The following is an 815-nucleotide window of genomic DNA, read 5'->3' on the forward strand; positions in this document are numbered from 1 at the left end:
GAAGAGCTGGTGCAAGCGAGATATCGGGATGGCAGGCAAATCCACCATCCGAAACGAGAAGGCGTGAAGCGTACGGAAAGCTAAGGCGAGTACGGAAGGCAGTGGAGGAGCTTCCAAGAAAAGTTTCTAACGAAAGTATATGTGACCCGTACCGAAAATGGACACACATGGGTGAGGAGAGAATCCTAAGGTGAGCGAGAGAACTATAGCTAAGGAACTCTGCAAAATGACTCCGTAACTTAGGGAGAAGGAGTGCTCATAGAGATATGAGCCGCAGTGAAACGGCCCAAGCGACTGTTTACCAAAAACACAGCTCTCTGCTAAGCCGCAAGGCGAAGTATAGGGGGTGACGCCTGCCCGGTGCTGGAAGGTTAAGGGGAGGGGTTAACGCAAGTGAAGCCCTGAACTGAAGCCCCAGTAAACGGCGGCCGTAACTATAACGGTCCTAAGGTAGCGAAATTCCTTGTCAGGTAAGTTCTGACCCGCACGAAAGGCGTAACGATTTGGGCGCTGTCTCAGCTGTAGACTCGGTGAAGTCTTAGTACCTGTGAAGATGCAGGTTACCCGCGACTAGACGGAAAGACCCCATGGAGCTTCACTGCAGGTTGATATTGGGATTTGATGCAGCATGTACAGGATAGGTAGGAGGCAAGGAGATGGATACGCCAGTATTCAAGGAGCCGCTGTTGGGATACTACCCCTGTTGTATTGGATTTCTAACCGGACGACGTAAAGCCGTTGACGGGACAGTGTCAGTCGGGCAGTTTGACTGGGGCGGTCGCCTCCCAAAGAGTAACGGAGGCGCCCAAAGATAC

General features: G+C 52.1%; 1 rRNA gene (cut by both window edges). It reads left to right on the top strand.

What is annotated here, in order from left to right:
- Positions 1 to 815 (top strand): 23S ribosomal RNA (locus DWX59_RS28350) (its annotated part extends past both window edges: 910 nt to the left, 472 nt to the right); the annotation flags it as partial.

Origin of the sequence: Enterocloster aldenensis (assembly GCF_003434055.1) — a bacterium.
In the GTDB taxonomy this organism is placed as follows: domain Bacteria; phylum Bacillota; class Clostridia; order Lachnospirales; family Lachnospiraceae; genus Enterocloster; species Enterocloster aldenensis.